The sequence below is a fragment of the Flavobacterium sp. WG21 genome (assembly GCF_000335775.1).
In the GTDB taxonomy this organism is placed as follows: Bacteria; Bacteroidota; Bacteroidia; order Flavobacteriales; family Flavobacteriaceae; genus Flavobacterium; species Flavobacterium tructae.
In genome coordinates this window covers 32,946-54,628 of sequence record NZ_AMYW01000033.1, presented here as the reverse complement: position 1 = coordinate 54,628, position 21,683 = coordinate 32,946, and the positions used below count along the sequence as shown (strand labels likewise).

16 protein-coding genes are annotated in these 21,683 nt (G+C 35.8%); 6 read left to right on the top strand and 10 right to left on the bottom strand.

Features of this window, described 5'->3' with window-relative positions; translation table 11 throughout:
* Positions 1–29: 29 nt before the first annotated feature.
* The 6 genes from lgt to C245_RS0119035 all read right to left on the bottom strand — a co-directional run bounded on the left by lgt (position 30) and on the right by C245_RS0119035 (position 5,383).
* Positions 30–962, bottom strand: coding sequence for a prolipoprotein diacylglyceryl transferase (gene lgt / locus C245_RS0119055; protein ID WP_017498213.1), 933 nt, complete (start codon positions 960–962; stop codon positions 30–32).
* A gap of 64 nt (positions 963–1,026) precedes the next feature.
* On the bottom strand, positions 1,027–1,266 hold the full coding sequence (yidD, locus tag C245_RS24045; RefSeq protein WP_081603547.1) for a membrane protein insertion efficiency factor YidD: 240 nt from the start codon (positions 1,264–1,266) through the stop codon (positions 1,027–1,029).
* Between the two features lie 22 nt (positions 1,267–1,288).
* Positions 1,289–2,767: a cysteine--tRNA ligase gene (gene cysS, locus C245_RS0119050; RefSeq protein ID WP_017498212.1), complete on the bottom strand. Its 1,479-nt coding sequence runs from the start codon at positions 2,765–2,767 to the stop codon at positions 1,289–1,291.
* A gap of 84 nt (positions 2,768–2,851) precedes the next feature.
* Complete coding sequence (locus tag C245_RS0119045) at positions 2,852–3,217, bottom strand: four helix bundle protein (protein ID WP_026110161.1); 366 nt, start codon at positions 3,215–3,217, stop codon at positions 2,852–2,854.
* A gap of 96 nt (positions 3,218–3,313) precedes the next feature.
* Entirely contained in the window at positions 3,314–3,985 is a 672-nt protein-coding gene (folE, locus tag C245_RS0119040) for a GTP cyclohydrolase I FolE (RefSeq protein ID WP_017498209.1), read from the bottom strand.
* Positions 3,986–4,186: 201 nt separating this feature from the next.
* On the bottom strand, positions 4,187–5,383 hold the full coding sequence (locus C245_RS0119035; protein WP_017498208.1) for a pyridoxal phosphate-dependent aminotransferase: 1,197 nt from the start codon (positions 5,381–5,383) through the stop codon (positions 4,187–4,189).
* A 123-nt stretch (positions 5,384–5,506) separates the two neighbouring features.
* Between C245_RS0119035 and C245_RS0119030 the strand changes: the two genes are divergently transcribed.
* The 5 genes from C245_RS0119030 to C245_RS0119010 all read left to right on the top strand — a co-directional run bounded on the left by C245_RS0119030 (position 5,507) and on the right by C245_RS0119010 (position 13,367).
* Positions 5,507–6,832, top strand: a complete 1,326-nt coding sequence (locus C245_RS0119030; protein ID WP_017498207.1) for a PDZ domain-containing protein — start codon at positions 5,507–5,509, stop codon at positions 6,830–6,832.
* A gap of 124 nt (positions 6,833–6,956) precedes the next feature.
* Positions 6,957–9,596: a gliding motility-associated C-terminal domain-containing protein gene (locus C245_RS0119025; RefSeq protein ID WP_017498206.1), complete on the top strand. Its 2,640-nt coding sequence runs from the start codon at positions 6,957–6,959 to the stop codon at positions 9,594–9,596.
* Between the two features lie 32 nt (positions 9,597–9,628).
* Positions 9,629–10,564 carry a type IX secretion system membrane protein PorP/SprF gene (locus tag C245_RS0119020; protein ID WP_017498205.1) on the top strand — a complete coding sequence of 312 codons (936 nt, stop codon included), beginning with the start codon at positions 9,629–9,631 and terminating at the stop codon, positions 10,562–10,564.
* 1 nt (position 10,565) lies between these two features.
* The gene (locus C245_RS0119015; RefSeq protein WP_026110160.1) at positions 10,566–12,740 is read left to right on the top strand and encodes an OmpA family protein; all 2,175 of its coding nucleotides are present in this window, start codon (positions 10,566–10,568) and stop codon (positions 12,738–12,740) included.
* 138 nt (positions 12,741–12,878) lie between these two features.
* Complete coding sequence (locus C245_RS0119010) at positions 12,879–13,367, top strand: hypothetical protein (RefSeq protein WP_017498203.1); 489 nt, start codon at positions 12,879–12,881, stop codon at positions 13,365–13,367.
* Positions 13,368–13,488: 121 nt separating this feature from the next.
* Here C245_RS0119010 and C245_RS0119005 read toward each other — a convergent pair whose 3' ends face one another.
* Positions 13,489–13,869, bottom strand: coding sequence for a DUF1573 domain-containing protein (locus C245_RS0119005; RefSeq protein WP_017498202.1), 381 nt, complete (start codon positions 13,867–13,869; stop codon positions 13,489–13,491).
* Between the two features lie 251 nt (positions 13,870–14,120).
* Here C245_RS0119005 and C245_RS0119000 point away from each other — a divergent pair, with 251 nt between their 5' ends.
* A complete protein-coding gene (locus tag C245_RS0119000; protein ID WP_017498201.1) occupies positions 14,121–16,754 on the top strand; it encodes a valine--tRNA ligase in 2,634 nt (877 codons plus the stop codon).
* Positions 16,755–16,901: 147 nt separating this feature from the next.
* On the opposite strand, the gene C245_RS0118995 is transcribed toward C245_RS0119000, so the two are convergent.
* The 3 genes from C245_RS0118995 to C245_RS0118985 form a co-directional block, all read right to left on the bottom strand.
* Entirely contained in the window at positions 16,902–17,525 is a 624-nt protein-coding gene (locus tag C245_RS0118995; RefSeq protein ID WP_017498200.1) for a GyrI-like domain-containing protein, read from the bottom strand.
* A gap of 167 nt (positions 17,526–17,692) precedes the next feature.
* The gene (locus C245_RS0118990; RefSeq protein WP_017498199.1) at positions 17,693–19,006 is read right to left on the bottom strand and encodes an APC family permease; all 1,314 of its coding nucleotides are present in this window, start codon (positions 19,004–19,006) and stop codon (positions 17,693–17,695) included.
* 184 nt (positions 19,007–19,190) lie between these two features.
* Positions 19,191–21,533: a TonB-dependent siderophore receptor gene (locus tag C245_RS0118985; protein ID WP_017498198.1), complete on the bottom strand. Its 2,343-nt coding sequence runs from the start codon at positions 21,531–21,533 to the stop codon at positions 19,191–19,193.
* Between the last annotated feature and the right edge of the window lie 150 nt (positions 21,534–21,683).

The window sequence follows — 21,683 nt, the reverse complement described above, 5'->3', positions numbered from 1 at the left end:
CGTTTTTATATGAGTTTTTATGAAATTGATTAAGATTCTGCTAAAGGATTTCTTTGCGCTCTAATGATAAAGAAGAGCCCAATAATGATAAACGGAATGCTTAGCCATTGTCCGGTAGAAAAAAGACCTAATTCGTTTTCAAATCCACCCTGACTTTCTTTCACAAATTCTACCACAAAACGTACTGCAAATAAAAGTACCAGGAACAGTCCGAATAGTAATCCTGATTTTAATCTTGCGTTCGTTTTCCAGTATAAGAAAAACAAAATCGCAAAAACAAATACATAGCTGATAGCTTCATATAATTGTGTTGGATGTTTTGCAGGAACCTGAGCCAGTAAATCGGCAAATTTAGGATCTGTTGCGATAGCGGTGTACGCAGCTTTAGGATCTGCGATTTGAGTAGCATTTACAGCTTCGTTTTTACTGAATTGATCGTGTAAAAAACGAATTCCGAAGGCAGATTTTGTTTCATGTCCGATGATTTCAGAATTGAAAAAATTCCCTAAACGAACAAAAATAGCACCACTGGCAACCGGAATTACAACACGGTCTAAAATCCATAATAATGGACGTTTCAATATCATTTTGCTGTAATAATACATAGCAGCAATGATGGCAATAGCCGCACCATGGCTCGCTAATCCCTGAAATCCGGTAAATTCAAATTTAGGCTCGAATCTAACAGGTAAGAATATCTCAAGTAAATGATTTCTAAAATATTCCCAATCGTAAAATAAAACATGTCCTAAACGGGCACCTATTAACGTAGCTAAAACAGTCCAGACAAATAAAGAATCTAATTTGTCGATAGATTCGTTTTCGCGGTCGAAGATCTTTTTCATTAAAAACCATCCTAGTCCGAAAGCAATTACGAACATTAAACTGTAATAACGAATCATAAAAAATCCTAGATCGATTCCTTCTGAAGGATTCCAAACGATATTTAAGGGCTGTGTCATGTGCTGTTGTTTTTTGTATTTTGTAAAAATAGATATTTAAAGTAGTGTTGCTCTTTATAAAAAGTTAATGTTTGTGTGAACATTTCTTCCTAGGAACGGGGTCGTAACCAGTTCTTCCCCAAGGGTGACAGCTTAAGATTCTTTTCATGCCCAGATAACCTCCATAAAACAAACCATGTGTCTGCAGGGCCTGGATCATGTAAGTGGAGCATGTAGGTTCAAATCTGCAACTCGCCGGAGTAAAAGGCGATATTGCAGATTGATAAAAGCGGACTAATAAAACAAATGGAGTGATTACTTTCATGATTTATTAGAAAATGAGTGATTTATATAGAGAAGCTGGTTCCTTCTTTTCCGTCTTTCAACTGAATTCCCAGGCCAATCAATTGATCGCGAATCTGGTCTGAAAGAGCGAAGTTTTTATCAGCTCTGGCCTGATTTCTCATGGCGATAAGCATGTTTACAGTTCCTTCCAGTTTGTCGGTATTTCCGTCAGCAGCTTTGTCATTGGCTAAGCCTAAAACATCAAAAACAAAAGCATTAATTGCAGTTGTGAAGGTGTTTAAATCTTCTGCTGAGATTGTTTCTTTTCCGTCTTTCAGTAAATTGATATAACGAACCGCTTCAAACAATTGCGCAATCAGAATTGGCGTATTGAAATCATCATTCATAGCATCGTAGCACAATTGTTTCCATGCTGCAATGTCTATAGAACTTGTTGTACCTGCTGAAATTGTAGGTAAAGCATCTACAGCTTCCATTAATCTTTTATATCCTTTTTCGGCAGCCACAATAGCATCATCAGAAAAATCCAGGATGCTTCTATAGTGTGCCTGCAACATGAAAAAGCGGGTTACAGACGCCGAAAAAGCTTTGCTAAGAATGTTATTGTCTCCACTTAGAATTTCTCCCGGTAAAATATTGTTTCCGGTCGATTTTGCCATTTTCTTTCCGTTTAAAGTCAGCATATTGGCATGCATCCAGTAGTTTACCGGAGACTGACCTGTACAGGCTTCGTTTTGTGCGATTTCACATTCGTGATGTGGGAACTTCAAGTCCATTCCACCTCCGTGAATATCGAAATGATTTCCAAGATATTTGGTACTCATGGCGGTACATTCTAAGTGCCAGCCCGGGAAACCATCACTCCATGGCGAAGGCCATCTCATAATATGTTCCGGTTCTGCTTTTTTCCAAAGCGCGAAATCCTGTGGGTTTCTTTTGTCAGATTGTCCGTCAAGATCACGAGTGTTTGCCAGCATATCTTCGATATTTCTACCGCTTAAAATTCCGTAATTGTTGGTTTCGTTGTATTTCACAACGTCAAAATAAACCGATCCGTTTGCTTCATAACCAATTCCGGTATCGATAATTTTTTTGATGATTTCGATTTGCTCAATAATGTGTCCGGTAGCAGTTGGTTCAATGCTTGGCGGTAAGAAATTGAAGGATTTCAAGATGTTATGAAAATCAACAGTATAGCGCTGAACAATTTCCATAGGTTCTAATTGCTCCAATCGTGCTTTTTTGGCAATCTTATCTTCACCTTCATCTACATCGTCTACAATATGCCCCACATCAGTAATGTTACGCACATATCGCACTTTGTAATCTAGGTGTAAAAAATACCTGAATATCACGTCAAAAGACATGAAAGTTCTAACATTTCCTAAGTGTACATTGCTATAAACCGTAGGTCCGCAAACATACATTCCAACGTTTCCTTCATGTATAGGGTTGAAACTTTCTTTTTCACCCGAAAGTGAATTGTATATTTTTAGAGGTTGAGCTGTGTATAAAGGCATTTTTTTGTCGTTTAATCGTTTATTTGTTTAACCGTTTATTTGTTCACTGTTGAATCGTGTAAACGTTTTGTAATTACTTAAGTTTTATTCTTTTGAAAGATAATACTTTTTTAAACTGTTTATTTGGTTGCAGATTTTTTCTATTTTTTCTCGGGTTTCGAAATATTCTGTCTCGGAAAGATAGTTTAAATCTCTGGAAATTATCAAATGATTTAAAGTTTCCATCGCTGATGAATAAGAAATAGTTAAAAAATGCGCTTTGTCTTTATTCGTATTTCGAGACGTTCCTTCTGCAATATTCGTTGCGATTGAGGACGAACTTCTTTTTATTTGAGAAGTGATTCCGAATAGTTCATTTGGTGGGAATGTACTGGTCAATTTGTAAATGTCTAATATAAACATTCTTGCATTTTGCCAAACTTCTAATTTTTCAAAAGAAAACGTGTACATTCTTTTTTATTTAATTGTTGATTTGTTTAATCAGTTAATCGAAAGTTTTACTCATTGAAAAATACGATTAAACAAATCAACAATTCACCGATTCAACTAGAATTGCGTATCCAATTTAATATAATCCAAAAGTTCTCTTTTAATTTGCGGATCTTTAAATCTACCACCAAATTCAGAGGTTACTGTACTGCTTTCGATATCTTTGATTCCTCTGGAATTTACGCAAAGGTGTTTCGCGTCAATCACGCAGGCTACATCTTCGGTTCCAAGTGCTTTTTGTAATTCCTGAACAATTTGCATGGTTAGTCGCTCCTGAACCTGAGGTCTTTTGGCATAATATTCTACAATACGGTTCATTTTGGATAAACCAATAACTCTTCCGTTAGAGATATAAGCCACGTGAGCTCTTCCGATAATTGGCAATAAATGGTGCTCACAAGTAGAATAAACTGTAATATTTTTTTCTACCAGCATTTCACCGTATTTGTAGTTGTTGTCAAAAGTAGAAGCTTTTGGCTGTTTTGAAGGATTAAGACCTCCAAAAATTTCTTTTACAAACATTTTGGCTACTCGGTTTGGAGTACCTTTGATACTGTCGTCCGTCAAATCCATTCCTAAGGTTTGAAGGATGTTTTCAACATCTTTTTTTATTTTTTCTATTTTTTCGTCATCACTTAAGTCAAAAGCATCCGGTCTTAAAGGATTTTTTGCGTTACTGCTAAAGTGATTGTCTCCTATTTCGTCTAAAAAATCTTCGTTATTTATCATTAAAAACTTACTATTAGTATGGGTATTTCTTTTTAAGGCGGTAAAGATAATTAATAAATGGTAAACCTTTTCTATGGTTTTTACTATTTAATTGCGGCTTTTGCTATAAAATTCAAATTGTAGAGAAAATGAGGTTTCTTTTAAATACAAAAGACAATAACACAGTATGTTATTGTCTTTTTGAAATTTTATATTCGAATCTTACTTCTTGTTGTAAACCAAAAGAGCCTCTTTTAAAATGTTTACAGCAGTAACTAAATCTTTTTTGTTTAAAACGTACGCAATTCGAACCTGATTCAGTCCCATTCCCGGTGTTGAGTAAAATCCGGCAGCAGGAGCTACCATAACCGTTTCTCCATTCAGCTCGTAACTTTCTAAAAGCCATTGCGCAAAATCTTCAGAATTGTCGATAGGCAATTGTGCGATGCAGTAAAATGCTCCTTTTGGTTTCGTCACAATAACGCCTTCAATTTTATTCAGTTCTGCGATTAAAGTGTCGCGACGTTCTTTATATTCGGAAATTACCTCGTCAAAATAACTTTGCGGAGTATCTATTGCCGCTTCACATGCAATTTGCTCGATCGTAGGAGGACTCAGACGTGCCTGTGCAAACTTCATTACAGTTGCTAATACCTCTTTGTTTTTGGTTACCAGACATCCAATTCTGGCGCCACACATACTATAGCGTTTAGAAACAGAATCGACCATGATCACGTTTTGCTGAACATCTTCCAGATTCATTACCGAAAAATGTTCGTCGTCTCCGTCGTATAAAAACTCACGATAGACTTCGTCAGCAATCAGGTATAGATCGTGTTTTTTGATTAAGGCTGCCAATTGTCTGATTTCTTCTTCAGAATATAAATATCCGGTTGGATTTCCGGGATTGCAAATTAATATGGCTTTTGTTTTTTTGGTAATGAGTTTTTCAACTTCTTCAATACTTGGTAAAGCAAATGCTGTTTCGATAGTCGAAACTAAAGGAACGACAGTTGCACTTGTTGAAGAGGCAAATGCATGGTAATTAGCATAAAAAGGTTCCGGAATGATAATTTCATCTCCCGGATCAGTAATTGTGGCCAGCGCAAATAGTAAGGCTTCAGAACCACCAGTTGTAACAATGATGTCTTCTGTGTTAACGTTTACATTTTGACGCTGGTAAAATTGAGCTAATTTTTTTCTATAGCTTTCGTATCCGGCTGACGGACTATATTCTATAAGGGTTAAGTCAATATTTTTTACCGCCTCGATGGCCACTTCGGGTGTCTTGATATCCGGTTGACCAATGTTTAAATGATACACTTTGTGTCCTTTTTTCTTTGCTAAATCAGCAAAAGGAGCAAGTTTACGTATCGGTGATTCGGGCATGTTTCTGCCTTTGTGTGAGATTGTTGGCATGGGTTTTATTTATTGAAGTGCAAATTTGCATTTTTTTTTCGAATTTAACGTAAACATTACAGGTACTTATTAATTTGTAGTAATTATCGATATTTTTAGTAATTTTATCTTAAAATTTTATCAATGAGAAAACATTTCATGTTGTTTTTTGGGCTTTTCATAGCTTTTACACTTCAGGCGCAAGAAGATTTTCAAATAGGAAATCGTGCCTCTAAGGTTACCATACCTTTTACATTAATTAATAATCTGGTTTTTATTCCTATAAAAGTAAATGGAGCAGAACTGAATTTCTTACTGGATTCCGGTGTTGAAGAAACCATTTTGTTCAGTATGGAAGAAAAGCAGGAAGTTAGTTTTAAAAATGTTCAGAAAATTAAGCTGAGAGGTTTAGGAAGTGAAAACGAAATTGAAGGTTTGAAATCGACTAATAATGTCTTAGAAACTCATGGTTTAAAATCAAATAACCATTTACTTTATGTTATTTTGGACCAAACTTTTAATTTATCATCGCACATTGGAATTCCGGTGAATGGCATTATCGGATATAAATTTTTCAAAAACAACCTCGTTGAGTTAAACTATCAAAAGAAGAAAATTGTTGTTTATCAGAATAATGAAGAAACTCTTAAAAGACTGAATAAAAAATTTAAAGCAGTCCCGATTACGATCGAAAGAGCTAAACCGTATCTGTACACAACCGCATTTGTGGACAATGTTGCTGTACCCGCAAAAATGTTAATCGATATTGGTAATAGTGATGCTTTTTGGATTTTTAAGAATGATATTATAAAACTGCCGAATAAAAATTTCCCTGATTTTCTGGGGAAAGGTTTCAGTGGTGATATCGAAGGACATCGTGCCAAAATTGAAAAGTTTTCTATCGGTGAGTTTGATTTTAAAAATCCTATCGTGGCTTTTCCGGATTCAACTTCGATTCGAAATGTAAAGATGGTACCGGGACGAATTGGTTCTGTTGGCGGGGAAGTTTTAAAACGATTTACAGTTGTGTTGGATTATGCGGATAAAACATTGTATCTCAAGAAAAATAGTAAATTTTTAGAACCATTTACGTATAACAAGAGCGGAATTACTGTGCAGCACAACGGGCTTCAATGGGTTCAGGAGACGGTTCATTTGGAGACTGTACAGGTTGTTAATTCAATTCAGGAAGCGGGTTATACCGCTAAAAAAGATAATAATTTCAGATATAAGTTTTCATTAAAACCAATTTATGAAATTGTAAACATCCGTAAAAATTCAGCCGCAGAACGTTGTGGGTTGAAAGCTGGAGATGTTATTGTTCGAATTAATCACGCACTTCCATACAAATATACCTTACAGCAGATCAATTCACTTTTAAAGTCGGAAGAAGACGTTTGGATAGATTTAGAAATAGAAAGAAACAGTCTTCTTTTAAAATTTAGATTTAAACTGGAAGATGAATTGTAGAAAAAATTAAATGTTGCTTTTTATTACAGGGATCTTTTGTAAAGATTTAATTATTAAAGTAAGCTTTAACTGTTTAATAAACATTATTATTTTGTTATGTTTGTAAAAAAATAATTGGAGGTTTATGGTTAAAAAAAACGCTAATTTCTTTCGATTTTTATTATCCTTTATTGTCTTACTGATTTGTACGTCAAAAATTCATGCGCAATGTGCGGGAACCGATGCGCAAATAATAATTTGTGATATTGAAGATCCGGTCAATCAATCAATTTCTTTGTTTTCATTATTGGGAGGTACACCAACTCCGGGAGGAACCTGGACGGATAATAATAATCTGAGAGGTCTGGATTCTGCTACAGGAATGTTAAATGCCCAGCTTATTTCAAGTGGGGGAACTTACCAATACACCTATACCGTAACAACGCCGGGATGTGTGGTAGATAAAGCGACTGTAACCTTAACTATTGGCGCATATTCAGGAATTGGAACTGAAGCTACAATCTGTAATGACAGAGGAGAGTACAATCTTTTTACGGCATTTAATAGTGTTATTATGGGGCCGCATTCCAACGGAACATGGAGGGATAGTAGCGGTAGGATTGTAAGATCTACGTTCACGGTACCAAAGGTACAAGTGAAGACCACTTATAATTTTACGTACACAGTGCCGCCCGTACTGGCATGCGAATCAGCACCACTTACTTCTGCAGTGAAGATAACGGTTGTAAGGAAACCGGAAGCCGGAGATCCAACAGATAAAGAATTATGCGGCACGACTGATTTAGGACCTTATGCTAATTTTGACCTGCACGACCTGCTTTCAGGGGAAGATATGGGAGGTAAGTGGAGTGGTCCCGGTATTACCGCGTCAACAGGTCATACCGTTAATCTTCAGGCATTGTTTGCTACATCCGGAGCGGGAGAGTACTCCTATACCTACACTGTTTTTGCGGTTCCGGATCAGAATATCTGTGAAAATGATAGTGAAACGGTAAAAATTACACTGGAAAAGAGATTAGATTTTACCGGCGCAAGGGTCTTGGTTGATTCAGATATTTGTGAAGATAAAATTGCAACGGCATCCTATACCGCAAGAATTATGCAAGGGCCGCAAGTAATTCCGAACGGAGAATATGAAGTTCAGTATACTATAACAGGACCTACCGTTGCATCAGCAACTGTAAAGGCTAATTTTACTAATGGGGTATTGATATTTCCGCTTAGCTCTGCTTATTTTAAGCAAATAGGCACATTTACGCTTACTGTGACTAGCATTATAGCTACATCCAGTAAAAAATTATGTACCAATATAATTAATAATTTATCAGACGATTTAATCATTAGTCCGTTGCCGCGTTTAGATGGAGCCATTTTAACTACTAGTCCAATTTGTCAAAATGAGGCAGCAATAATTCAGCTTTCAAATGCTTCGTTATTGGCTAATGGAACTTACAGAATTACTTATAATCTGACAGGAGATAATGTTGTTACTGGAAGAACAGTAAATATTACAGTTTCCGGTGGGAATGCAAACTTTGTAATTCCGGCGAGTTTAAATGTAAAAAGCGGATCGTCAGCAATTACGATAACAAGTATTACAAACATTACGAATCCATCTCCCCAATGTGCGAATATAGCCAATGTAAAAGGGAATCAGATTATTAATCCTTTGCCAGATGGGACAACTATTGTCGTACAGGTCGAAAACTTTTGTTTTGGAGAGTCAGTTCCTGTAGCTGTTTCCGGATTAGGAAATTTAACAGACATTACGCTCTCTTACACGCTTTCTGATAGTAATTCTTCTGCATTACAGACCGTTGTTTTAGCAGTTACAAACGGGAAAGCTACTTTTGTTATTCCTCAGGAATTGCTTTTAAATACAGGTTCAACAAGAATTAAAGCTCTTAATGTGAAGAACAATGTGACATCCTGTGATATTGATTTGGTTAATGTGTCGGACACTTTTATGTTAAATGCAATTCCTGACGCTCCGCTTGCAGCTAGTCCGCAGATTTTTTGTAAAGTAGAGGGAGCGGTAATCACAAATTTAACACCACGAGGAACTCAGTACAAATGGTATAGTTCTGCAACGGTAACTACGCCACTTGCAGATACCTATGTTTTAAAAACAGAACAGCTTTATGTAAGAGAGATTTCTGCTGCAAATTGTCTTTCTGCGCCAACTCCCGTTTCAGTTGTGGTAAACGATACGCCGGCTCCAACCCTGAATTCAGGTGGGGAAAATTTTTGTGGTTTAAAAAATCCAACGATTGCAGATTTATCAAAAGCGACCAATGTATCTTCGACAGTTGCGTGGTATGATGCCGAAAATAACGGTAATTTATTGACTTCAACAACTTTGCTTCGCGACAAGGCAACTTATTACGGTTTCGATCTTTCGATTGTAACCAGTTGTATTTCTGATAATTATTTAGGGGTTACAGTTTCTTTGTTCGATTGTAATCCGGATGAATATGCTTTTTTTATTCCGGACGGATTTTCACCAAACGGAGATAACGTAAATGATACTTTCAGGATTCCGGATATAGAATTTTTATACCCGGATTATACTCTTGAAATCTTCAACAGATATGGAAATGTAATGTTTAAAGGAAATAGAAATAAACCCAATTGGGACGGAAGAAATTCCGAATCGGCCGGTTTTGGTGACGGAATTGTGCCAAATGGAGTCTATTTTTATGTGGTCAATTTTAATAAAGACAACAGACGTCCGCAGCAGGGCCGACTTTACCTGAACAGATAGTTTCTTTTTATAGTATTTAAGATAAGTTTCAAATGAAAAAAGTACTACTTTTTATAAGTTTCCTCTTTTGTATCACATCAGCCTCAGCCCAACAGGATCCTGAGTACACCCATTATATGTACAACATGAGTGTAGTCAATCCTGCTTATGCGACAGGAGTTCCTGCTATGATGAATTTTGGAGGATTGTACAGAACGCAATGGGTTGGAGCCGTTGGAGCGCCTAAAACTTTTACCTTTTTCGGACATACAGCTTTAAGCGATAAAATTGAAGTGGGATTATCATTGGTTTCAGATGATATTGGTGATGGAGCAAAAAAAGAGAATAATTTTTATGCTGATTTTGCCTATGTCTTAAATCTGGGTGGAAAAAATAAACTTTCGCTTGGACTAAAAGCAGGTTATACATCGCTCCAAAGTAATTTCAACGGGTTTAAATTAGAAAGCGGGAATGCGGCCAGTGATTTGGCTTTCGCCGAAAATGTAAATGTCACCAAGCCTAATATTGGAGTGGGAGCCTATTACTTCAGAGATAATTTTTATGTTGGATTGTCTGTACCCAATTTGTTGAGCACGAAACACCTTGAAGAGAAATCCGGAATCAACGCTTACGGATCAGAAGCCATTCATACTTTTTTAACGGCAGGATATGTTTTCCAACTCAATGATAAGGTTAAATTAAAGCCCGCTTTTATGTCAAAATTTGTTCCGGGAGCGCCGATTACTTTAGACTTGACAGCCAATGTTTTGTACAATAATAAATTTGAATTGGGTGCAGCCTATAGAGTAAACGATGCTGTAAGTGCTTTAATGAATATAAATGTAACGCCAACTTTAAGAGTGGGCTATGCTTACGATCATACTTTATCGAATATGGGTAGGTTTAATTCAGGGACACACGAAATTATGCTGCTTTTTGATTTAGACTTATTAGGCAAAGGATATGATAAATCGCCAAGATTCTTTTAAAATGAAAAACAGGAAAAAATTACTCGTTATTATCTTCGTATTTTTAATACAGTTTTTACAGGCTCAGGATTTTGAATTGGCCAGAGCCAAACGTTTTTTTGATAAAACGCATTATGCTGAAGCCATTATTTTATATGAAAAATTAGCAGAAAATAAGCCATCGCAGGAAGTGATCAGGAATCTGGCAGACTCTTATTTTTACACTAACGATTTGATAAAAGCACAGCGTTATTACCGACTTTTGATCCAAAATTATGGTAATGGTTTAGATCGGAATTATTATTTCAGATATGCTCAGACTTTAAAAGCAAGCAACAGTTATGACGATGCCAATGCAGCTTTAAAGGAGTATTATTCAAAATCAAATGATAGTGATGCAGTTTCTAATTTTGAGAAAGAGTTAAAAACTCTGGAGAATGTTTCGGCAATAGGGAAACGATATGAACTTAAAAATCTGGCAATCAATACTCCTAATTCAGAGTTTGGAGCGGTAAAATATAATGAAAACCTGGTTTTTGCAGGAGTAAAATTAAAGCCCGGATTGTTGGATAAAAAATTCAAATGGGACAATGAAACGTATTTGAATCTGGTGTCGATTCCTCTTAAAAACAGTAATTCCGCGGATTCTATAGTGCATTATTTTGCCAAAGAGTTAAAAAGCGGGATGCACGAGGCAAACGCGGTTTTTACGAAAGACGGTAAAACGATTTATTTTACGCGCAACAATTCTAAGAACAAAAGCAAGAAAACAAACGAACAGAAAATTTCGAATCTTCAAATCTTTAAAGCCGAGCTGGTGGAAGGGAAATGGAAAAATGTAACGTCTCTTCCGTTTAACAGTTCAGAATATTCAGTCGAACATCCCGCTTTGAGTCCGGATGAAAAAGTATTGTACTTTGCATCAGACATGCCGGGGACTTTGGGTTCGTTTGATATCTATTCGGTAAACATTAATAAAGGAGCATTTGATACACCTCGAAATTTAGGGCCAACCATTAATACCGACAAAAGAGAGCAGTTCCCCTTTGTTTCAACAGATCAAAAACTCTATTTTTCTTCTGACGGACATTTGGGTTATGGGTCACTTGATGTTTTTGTTTCCGATATTAAAGGAAACGAATACAGTAAGCCGGTGAATGTGGGGCAGCCTTTGAATTCAAATGGGGATGATTTTTCTTTTAATATCGATGCCGATACCAAAGTAGGTTATTTTTCTTCGAATAGAGAGGGAGGAAAAGGGAGCGATGATATTTATCAGATTAAAGAAATCAAAGATCTAATTGTAGAAGATTGTAAACAATTCATCGCAGGAATTATTACAGATGTTGATACCAAGCTGCCTTTAGAAAATGCAACAGTGACTTTACAGAATTCAGATCAGAAGGTTTTGAATACAACGATCACCACCACAGATGGGAAGTTTAGTTTTACTGTTGATTGCGAAAGTTCGTTTACTGTTTTAAGTTCCAAAGAAAAGTATACAAGCGAATCGAGAATCATATCTTCCGGAAAAACCAGAAACGCAAGCCATGATGCTTCGATGGCATTAAGATCTTTGGAGGTTATTAAACAAGAGGAGTTACAAACTGCTGAAAAGAAAAGACAGGAAGAACAGCAGCTTGCAGAAAAGAAAAGACAAGAGGAAGAAATTGATACAAAACGAAGAAAAGAAAGAGAAGCATTGGCTGCTATTGCTTTAAAAGAAGCTGATAAAAAGGCGAAGGCAGACGAAATTATCGCAAAAGACATTAGAAAGAAAGAGAAAACTGCTCAGATTCTTGCACAGGAAAAAGATGTGGTAAAAGACAATAAAGGCAGATTAATCATTAAAACTGATCCGATTTATTTTGATTATAATTTGTGGTACATCCGAAAAGAATCTAAAGTTGTATTAGGGCGTGTGGTCGAATTAATGAAGAAATATCCAGACATGGTAATCGAAATTGGATCACATACCGATTCAAGAGGAAATGAAAAGTTTAATGCCAATTTATCTCAAAAAAGGGCCAGTTCGACCAGAGATTTTATATTAGAGTCAGGTATTAACGCCAGAAGGGTGACGGCTAAGGGATATGGGGAATCGGTACCTATTGTGAAATGCAACCCCGATGAGGCGTGCTCAGAAGAAGAACACGAATTGAACAGAAGAAGTGAATTTGTAATTAAGGACTTATAAGTACAATAGTAAAACCAACCCGACAGATTTTTAAAACCTTGTCGGGTTTGATGTTTAAAAAATTAGTTGAGAACCCTTTCTTTTGGCTTCTTTTTTATTTAATTTTATAAAATAACAACGATTAAAATAAAAATAATTATGAAAAACCTAGTTGTATCCTGCTTGCTTGTGGCTTGTATCGGACTTCAAAGCTGTAAAAACAATGAAAATCAGAAGGCGGCTGAAGCAGCTAAAGCAGATGCTGAGACCATCGTAAGTACAGAATGTTACAAAGCTATATATGAAAAAGATATTATCGATTTAAAAGTAAACACGCTAAAAAATGGAAAGATAAGTGGTAACATGACTATGAAAGTTTCCGCGGCAACAGAAAGAGTGGGAGAACTTACAGGAGAATTTCGCGGAGACACCTTATTTGCCGATTATACTTTTCAAGAGGTAACCAACAAGAATAAAACTTTTAAAAATCCAATGGCATTCTTAAAGAAAGACAAAAGACTTATTTTAGGTAACGGGACGATGCAGACGACTATGGGAGTTACTTACCTGGTTAAAGATAAACCAATCGATTTTGATCGTGTAAAATATAAATTTGATGCTGTCGAGTGTACTGAGAAAGCAAAATAATGACCTCTAAAAATAAATCCGACAGACTTTTAAAACCTGTCGGATTTAGTTTAAAAATGCGGATAAAAAAAACCGCTTCTTAATTGTGGAAGCGGTTTTGCTATTTTTTAGATTTAATTCTTTATAAAACTTCACCTTTGATTTTTAAGGCAACTCTACCGTCAGGGTAGTTTACGGCATTCGTTTCAACGGTTATTGTTTTACGAATCGGACCGGAAACCATGTTGTATTTTACATCAATTTTACCTTTTTTTCCTGGCATAACTGCTGCTGCGGGTTTGGTAACAACTATAGAACTTACAGTAGATTCAGCACCGGTAATCAAAAGTGGGGCATCACCTGTATTGGTAAATTCAAAAGAGCGAACTCCGTTGTCACTTTTCGAAATTTTTCCATAATCAATTGTATTGTCTTGGGCTTCAAATTCAATTTTTGGGCCGTTTTGTGCATAACTTATTGTACTAAACAATACGACTGCAATAAAAGAGGCTACATTTTTCATTTCAAATTTTTTTTAAGTTGTAAGTAAATATACATTCTTTTAATTAACACACAAATTATTAATTCGCTTTTTATAGTGTACTTAATTATTTACTTTTGCTGTCAATAATTAGTACAAAAATTGAACCAGTTTTTCTGTTTAATTGTTTAGACGTGTATCTGCTTCATCGATTGATGATTAGCAAAAGATGTAATTACAGTAACAAAACGATTAAACAAATAAGCAAATTAACGATTAAACAACCCTAGTAAATGACAATTCCAGCACAATTTGACGCTAAGACGATCGAGAACAAATGGTATGATTACTGGATGAAGAACAACTATTTTCATTCAGAACCTGATCACAGAACACCATATACAATTGTAATTCCGCCACCAAACGTCACAGGAGTCCTTCACATGGGGCATATGCTGAACAATACTATTCAGGATGTTTTAATTCGTAGAGCGCGTCTTAAAGGTTTTAACGCCTGTTGGGTTCCGGGAACGGATCATGCTTCTATCGCGACAGAAGCAAAAGTAGTACAGAAATTAAAAGCGGAAGGAATCAATAAGAATGATTTAACCCGTGAAGAATTTTTAGCACACGCCTGGGAATGGACGGATAAATACGGCGGTGTAATCTTAGATCAGCTTAAAAAATTAGGAGCTTCCTGCGATTGGGAAAGAACTAAATTTACAATGGATCCTGATATGTCAGCATCTGTAATTCGCTCGTTTGTAGATTTGTACAATAAAGGGTTAATTTACAGAGGATACCGAATGGTAAACTGGGATCCGGAAGCAAAAACAACGCTTTCTGACGAAGAAGTAATCTATGAAGAACAACAAGGAAAATTATTTTTCTTAAAATATAAAATCGAAGGTTCAGAAGATTTTCTGACGATCGCCACGACACGTCCTGAAACTATTTTTGGAGACACCGCGATCTGTATTAACCCAAATGATGAGCGTTTTGCACATCTAAAAGGGAAAAAAGCTATCGTTCCAATTTGTGGAAGAGTTATTCCGATTATTGAAGACGAATATGTAGATGTTGAATTCGGAACCGGATGTTTAAAAGTAACTCCGGCACACGATATGAATGATAAAACTTTAGGAGAGAAGCACAATCTTGAAATCGTTGATATCTTTAATGAAGATGCTACATTAAATAGTTTCGGATTGCATTATCAGGGCAAAGACCGTTTTGTGGTTCGTACTGAAATTGCAAAAGAATTAGAGGAAATTGGAGCTTTGGCTAAAACCGAAATCCATTTGAATAAAGTAGGAACCTCCGAAAGAACCAAAGCGGTAATCGAACCAAGATTATCTGACCAATGGTTTTTGAAAATGGAAGAGTTGGTAAAACCGGCAATTAAGTCCGTTTTAGAAACAGGAGACATCAAATTGCATCCAAAACGTTTCGAGAACACTTATGCGCATTGGTTAAACAACATCCGTGATTGGAATATCTCACGTCAGTTATGGTGGGGACAACAAATTCCGGCTTATTATTATGGAGATGGAAAAGAAGACTTCGTAGTAGCAGAAACTATTGAAGAAGCTTTAGTTTTAGCTAAAGAGAGAACATCTAACAACTCATTGACAGCAGCTGACTTAAAACAAGATGTTGACGCGTTAGATACCTGGTTTTCATCATGGCTCTGGCCAATGTCAGTTTTTGGTGGAATTATGGATCCGGAAAGTGCAGATTATAAATATTACTATCCAACAAATGACTTGGTAACAGGTCCGGATATTTTATTCTTCTGGGTAGCCAGAATGATCATTGCAGGTTACGAGTACGCAGGTGAAAAACCATTTACAAATGTGTATTTAACCGGTTTAGTTCGTGATAAACAACGTCGTAAAATGTCTAAATCATTAGGGAATTCACCTGATCCTTTAGATTTGATCGATAAATTTAGTGCAGATGGAGTTCGTGTAGGATTGCTTTTAAGTGCTTCTGCTGGAAACGATATTATGTTTGATGAAGAATTATGCAATCAGGGGAAAGCATTTTCAAACAAAATCTGGAACGCTTTTAAATTAATCAAAGGATGGGAAGTTTCCGAAACGATTCCACAACCTGAGTCTTCAAAAGTAGCCATCGAGTGGTACGAAGCAAAATTGCAGCAAACCTTAGTTGATATTGAAGATAATTTCGAAAAATACAGAATTTCAGATTCATTGATGGCCATTTATAAATTGGTTTGGGATGATTTCTGTTCGTGGTTCTTAGAAATGATTAAACCGGCCTATCAACAGCCAATTGATAAAGGAACGTTTGATAAAGCGATCGAAATGTTAGAAAGCAATCTGAAATTGCTGCATCCGTTTATGCCATTCTTAACCGAAGAAATTTGGCATTTACTTGCTGACAGAACTCCGGAAGAAGCTTTAATCGTTTCGACCTGGCCAGAATTAAAACCTTTCAACGCCAGTTTAATTTCAGATTTTGAAAGTACAATTGAAGTAATTTCAGGAATCCGAACAATTCGTAAGGATAAAAATATTCCGTTTAAAGATGCGATCGAATTGAAAGCAATCAACAGTGAGAATATCACAACCTATTTTGACTCTATCGTTACGAAGTTAGGCAACATTTCAGCTTTCGAATATGTTACAGCTAAAGTTGACGGAGCATTGTCTTTCCGTGTAAAATCAAATGAATATTTCATTCCGATTTCAGGAAATATCAATGTGGAAGAAGAAATTGCTAAACTGACTGCAGAGCTGGTATATACCCAAGGCTTCTTAAAATCTGTTCAGGCAAAATTATCTAACGAAAAATTTGTTGCCGGAGCACCTGAAAAAGTTTTGGCTAATGAAAAACAAAAAGAAGCGGATGCTTTAGCAAAAATTGCTACAATCGAGCAAAGTATTGCCGGATTGAAATAAGCTGCTTTGTAATTAATATTTAACCCGACAGATTTTCAAAAATCTGTCGGGTTTGTTGTTTTTAATCGTCACGAATTCCCGAATTATTCATTTACTCACAGGTAGTAAAAAATAAAATTTGAGAATTCGTGGCTGTTAAAAATAGGTTTATTTTACAGGTTCTCGAAGTATGGTTCTTAATTTTTCAGAAGCTGTTTTTCTAAAGTCAGATAAATAAATTTCATGGTGTAAGCCATTTTGTTCCAGCTGGTGTGCTGTAGAAAACTCCTGTATTTTTTTTAGTGTTTGAGGCTCATTTTCAAAAGGCCCGATATGAAGAACCTGTATGACTTTGCCTTCAGCCATCTCGTAAAATTCAATTGATTTCGCCCGTTCGATTTGTTTTTTAGTGGCAGTACTTTGAATAGCTTCTTCTGTTTGTTCTTTAGTTACGAAATTCGGCATTCTGATCATAATTCTGTAATCCCACTCACTTCGGGGTATTTTTAGCGGAGCTTCATCCATAGAAATGCCTTTGTATTTTTCAGTATCAAAACTCCACAGGGCTTCCAGTTTTGGAACAACAAAATCGTTATTTACGGCTTTCTGCATAAATTTAATAGCATAAGCAGTGGCATACAATGCCTGAATATTCTCTAAGAATTCTTGTCCCGAAGGATCGCCTTTTCCTGTAATCGATAGGTAATTTGTTTTTTCAATATAAACTATCTCGGGATTAGTTTTAGCAGTGTAGTATACTTTGTCGGTTTTTGTTAAATCTAGTTTGCTCATTTTTTTAGTTTTATTACAAATTAAATCACAGAAGGTGACAACAGTATGTCAGCAGAAATATTCTACATTTTTTTCTTTAAAAAAAATAGCCACGAATTCACGAATTGTTTGTTTTTATAGATGGTAAAAGTAAAATTCGAGAATTCGTGGCGATTAAAAATAAGCCGTTATTTTTTATTCCTCAAAACCAAAAATACAGGATAAGAAATTAAAGTGAGAACAACGATTATAGCAAAACCTTTTGGATCGCTGAAAATAAATCCTATTAACAAAGCAATCGAGGCTACAAAGGCAAATATTGTCGTCCAGGGATACCAAAAAGAATGATATGGTCGCGGTAAATTAGGTTCGGTGGCTCTTAGTTTTAAGAGAGAAAGATAAGCTAATCCCCAAACGATAATAGAGATAAAGGCCGCGAAAGAAAATAATACTTCAAAAGAACCTATACAAATTAAAAATAAACTGAAAAGTGACGAAACTAAAAGCGCTACGATTGGTGTTCCTCCTTTATTTACCGTTGTTCCTTGTTTAAAAAAGAATCCGTCACGGCTTAATCCGTAAAGGATTCTTGGCGGAATCATCATAAAAGCATTTAGTATACTGATTAATGAAAAAATGGAAATTACCGTAACAATAATAGCTCCGTTTTCTCCAAAAAGGATCTTAGCAACATCAGCTGCTGCTAAATTTGATTTTGCCAGGGTTTCAATTGGTAAAACATGAAAGAAAGCGGCGTTTACTAAAACATAAATGGCAACAACTAAAAAGACACCGCTGTACAATGATTTGGGAATATTTTTGTTGGGGTTATCATTTTCTTCGGCAAAAAAACAAACACTGTTCCAGCCGTTGTAAGTCCCGATGATCAACTGTAATGATTTGAAAAATCCGAAGATAAGTCCAATTTGAAAGAAAGAATTGTCTGTTTTGATTTTAGGAACTTCAGTACCTGTGTACATAAAACAGGCTATGACCAAGGCTACAAAACATATTACTTTTAAGAAACTGGTAATTTGCTGAATTACGCTGCCGTTTTTTACACCACTTAAATGAATAAGTACAAAAGCAAGTAATAAAGAAATTGCCATCACGGTAGAATAGTTTGAGAGTACAGGAAACAAAATAATGATATACTCACTAATTACAATACAATAAAAAGCAGGCGGTGTTACATTGACGATAAAATCAAACCAGCCGGAAAGAAAGCCTGCATATTCGCCAAATGCTCTTTTAATATAGTTATATGAACCTCCTGCTTTGGGTAACATTGTGGAAAGTTCTGCATAAGAATTGGCTCCTAACAAAACATATAAACCTCCAAAGAGCCATGAAGCAATAATGAGCCAATAATTGTCTAGTAGGGAAGCAATGCTGCCGGGTGTGCGAAGAATTCCAACGCCAATCGTTCCTCCAATTAATACAGCAATATTAAAACTTAAACCCAGGCTTTTTTGCAATTGATTTTTTTTAGTATCTGACATATATCGGAGTTTTGTTTTGGTGAGAATTTTTGTGGAACAAAAGTAATACAATCGGATTACTTTCTTTAGTGAAAACAAAAAACCTCATCTATTGTCAGATGAGGTTTTCTGTTTAAAACCAAACTTTTTGTTTTCATTACTGAAATGCAGCAAAAGTCCGGAGGGTAAAATCTAATTCAAAATTTTAGAATTTATATTTTAAGCTTGTCAAAATTTGACGAGGTGCAATTGGGTTGATACTGTAATTTTCGTGAACAGTATAATTCAATTCATTTGTAATATTAGATAATTTACATAAAACGGAGAATTTTCTCCACTCGTAACCTACAGAAGCATCAATAGTTGTGTAACCTTCGATAGGAATATCTCTGTCTCTAATGGTAACAATGTAAGCAGGGTTTGGTTTTGGATTGGTAGGTGTAGGCTTAACAGCTGTCCATAGATAATCATCGTTCCAACCACCTAAACGGTTACCAATATAGTTAGCAATTGCTCCAAATGAAACTCCTTTAAACATTCCTTCCGGTACTTTATAGAAGAAACTTAGGTTAGCTGTGTTTTTAGGTGTTCTTACAACCTGATCTCCCGCTACAAAACTTCCACTTGTTCCGGAAGTTTTAGTATAACGCATATCATTATAGCTATAACCGGCAATAATATTAAGTCCTTCAATAGGTGTTGCGGTAACATCAATTTCAACCCCTTTACTTTTAGTAGCTCCACCCAATACTTTAATGTTTGAATTCACATTCTCAGTAACACCATCAGCTAGAAATGGTGCGGTCTGAGCCAAATTGCTGTTTGAGATTTGATAAACCGTTAAGTTTGTACTTAACAAGCCCTCAAAGAATTCTTTTTTAATACCTGCTTCGTATTGGTCAATGATCGATGCTTCAATTGTTTGACCGTCAACAGTAAATCCTGTATTTGGTGTAAATGAGTTCGAGTAGCTGGCAAATAATGACATGCTTTTTGTTGGCTGGAAGATAAGACCCACTTTTGGCGAGAAAGCATTGTCTAGTTTTTTAGCTCCAACTTCAGCCTTTGCTTTTTCCGGAGCGACAGTCTGAGTTTCTTTTGCGGTGTCGTAAGTTTCTTTATAATTTGTAGCTTGACCTTCTTGCCAAGACCAACGGATACCGGCTAATACTTTGATTTTTTCTGTAACCGAGATTAAATCCTGAAAGTATGCACCAAAACGATTGGTTTCTGTTTTTGCAATTTGAGTCGCTCTGGCATTAGGAATATCATTTCTTTGCGTTGAAGGATCAAAGTTGAAAAGATTGATAGTATCGTAAATATTTGGATCGTATGTTTTTGGACTTCCGTCAGGGTTTTTGCTTGTTACAAATTTCTTTTCGTTAAAAGCAAAAGTGTATCCTGTGGCAAATGAATTTTCCCAATCAACACCTGTATATATTTGATGTTTTATTGATCCTGTATTGAAATTTCCCTGTAAGCTTAATTGGTCTCCCAATATTTGCTCCAGGTTTTTAGTTTGAGTAAGTCCTCTGTTCCAGAAGCCAGGAGTTGGGTATAATTTAGTATCATCTAAACCTGACATTTGAGCAGTCGATTTTTGACCTCTGTCATAACTTTGATAAGAGCTATTAAAGTTTAGTTTCCAGTTTTTATTGAAATCATGGTTTAATAAAACCGAAGCACTTGCTGATTTTGTAGTACCATTAGACCAAAGTGATCCGTAGAATGCATTACGAGGTAAGTCAAGAATTTGCTTTCCGATAAGTCCTGTTCCAAAATCCGGAGTCCAGTCTGCTGTTAAATAATCCCCTTGTACCGTAATTTGTGTTTTTGAATTGATGATAAAAAGTAAAGACGGGTTTACATATACACGTTCGTTTTTTACTACATCTCTAAAGCTTTCAGAGTTTTCGTAAGAACCGTTTATTCTAAAAGCAATAGACTTGCTAAGAGGACCATAAAAATCGAAAGAAGGTTTGTAGAACGCATAACTTCCAATTTGCATCGATACCTCACCACCTGATTTAAATGAAGGTGTTTTGGTTACCAGGTTTAAGATACCTCCCGGTGCAACGTTTCCGAACAATAAAGCCGAACCTCCTTTTAAGAATTCAACTTTCTCCAGACCGGAAACATCAGGAATGGAACCTGAATTGTAACGGAATCCGTTTTTAAACATATTGTTGGCAGACATGTCATATCCTCTTGAGAAAAAAGATTCCTGTGCACCACCACGAGCAGAACTTACATAAACACCATTAGCGTTTTTAATAACTTCACTTAAACGAATAGCCTGTTGTTGTTCGATTACATCAGAACTAATAACCTGTATGCTTTGTGGGTTGTCCATTGGTTTTAATCCTGAACGAACTGCAGTAACTGGTTTAGGCTCTCTATTGGTTTTAATTAATACTTCATTTAGTATTTCTCCTTTTTTGTTTTTTACCGTGTCATTGGCAGTTGAGGCTGCCTCGTCGCTTGAATAGTTTTGACTGTAAGAAGCAAAACTTATAAAGGATAATGCAAGTAGTAAATTATATTTCATGTTGCTTATTTAGATTTAATAAAAATAAATTTTTGCAAATGTAATATCGAGATACGGTCTTAACAAAATTTTCAGAGTTTTTCTAGATTAAAATTTCATTAGAATAGTCTTAAGATTAGCTTAATATTTTGTTTTATTGGATTTTATTAA

Excerpts from the sequence above, each read along its gene's own strand:
- C245_RS0119020 (WP_017498205.1), top strand. The coding sequence starts at position 9,629 with ATGAAAAAAGTACTACTTTTTATAAGTTTCCTCTTTTGTATCACATCA.
- folE (WP_017498209.1), bottom strand. The coding sequence starts at position 3,985 with ATGATAAATAACGAAGATTTTTTAGACGAAATAGGAGACAATCACTTT.
- C245_RS0119045 (WP_026110161.1), bottom strand. The coding sequence starts at position 3,217 with ATGTACACGTTTTCTTTTGAAAAATTAGAAGTTTGGCAAAATGCAAGA.
- C245_RS0118995 (WP_017498200.1), bottom strand. The coding sequence starts at position 17,525 with ATGAGCAAACTAGATTTAACAAAAACCGACAAAGTATACTACACTGCT.
- C245_RS0119015 (WP_026110160.1), top strand. The coding sequence starts at position 10,566 with ATGAAAAACAGGAAAAAATTACTCGTTATTATCTTCGTATTTTTAATA.
- C245_RS0119025 (WP_017498206.1), top strand. The coding sequence starts at position 6,957 with ATGGTTAAAAAAAACGCTAATTTCTTTCGATTTTTATTATCCTTTATT.
- C245_RS0118990 (WP_017498199.1), bottom strand. The coding sequence starts at position 19,006 with ATGTCAGATACTAAAAAAAATCAATTGCAAAAAAGCCTGGGTTTAAGT.
- C245_RS0119030 (WP_017498207.1), top strand. The coding sequence starts at position 5,507 with ATGAGAAAACATTTCATGTTGTTTTTTGGGCTTTTCATAGCTTTTACA.
- C245_RS0118985 (WP_017498198.1), bottom strand. The coding sequence starts at position 21,533 with ATGAAATATAATTTACTACTTGCATTATCCTTTATAAGTTTTGCTTCT.
- C245_RS0119005 (WP_017498202.1), bottom strand. The coding sequence starts at position 13,869 with ATGAAAAATGTAGCCTCTTTTATTGCAGTCGTATTGTTTAGTACAATA.
- yidD (WP_081603547.1), bottom strand. The coding sequence starts at position 1,266 with ATGAAAGTAATCACTCCATTTGTTTTATTAGTCCGCTTTTATCAATCT.
- lgt (WP_017498213.1), bottom strand. The coding sequence starts at position 962 with ATGACACAGCCCTTAAATATCGTTTGGAATCCTTCAGAAGGAATCGAT.
- C245_RS0119010 (WP_017498203.1), top strand. The coding sequence starts at position 12,879 with ATGAAAAACCTAGTTGTATCCTGCTTGCTTGTGGCTTGTATCGGACTT.
- cysS (WP_017498212.1), bottom strand. The coding sequence starts at position 2,767 with ATGCCTTTATACACAGCTCAACCTCTAAAAATATACAATTCACTTTCG.
- C245_RS0119000 (WP_017498201.1), top strand. The coding sequence starts at position 14,121 with ATGACAATTCCAGCACAATTTGACGCTAAGACGATCGAGAACAAATGG.
- C245_RS0119035 (WP_017498208.1), bottom strand. The coding sequence starts at position 5,383 with ATGCCAACAATCTCACACAAAGGCAGAAACATGCCCGAATCACCGATA.